This is a genomic window from Rahnella ecdela (assembly GCF_019049625.1).
In the GTDB taxonomy this organism is placed as follows: Bacteria; Pseudomonadota; Gammaproteobacteria; order Enterobacterales; family Enterobacteriaceae; genus Rahnella; species Rahnella ecdela.
The window spans coordinates 1-282 of record NZ_JAFMOY010000028.1; the positions used below are offsets into that span (position 1 = coordinate 1).

Below are 282 nucleotides of genomic sequence, written 5' to 3' on the forward strand. Positions count from 1 at the left end.
AATCTCCCGTATCCGCTGCGTGAGGGCCCGGTCATCGCGGCAGCTGCGGTAGTGGTAGACCGTTCGGCTCTGCATCATCAGCCGGCATCCCCTGCGAACCCCGATGCGGTACGCCGCCAGCAGGTATTCAACCGCCTCGCGTTTCTGCACCGGCCTCAGAACTTTTTTCGGATGACGTCCTGCAGCATTTCCTTGTCCAGACTGAGATCGGCGACCAGCCGTTTCAGGCGGTGATTCTCTTCCTCCAGTTGGCGCAGCCGACGCAGTTCTGTCACGCCCATG

The 282-nt window shown here is 61.3% G+C and carries 1 pseudogene; it reads right to left on the reverse strand.

What is annotated here, in order from left to right:
• A pseudogene (locus tag J1784_RS00125) lies at positions 1-282 on the reverse strand (IS3 family transposase); the annotation flags it as partial.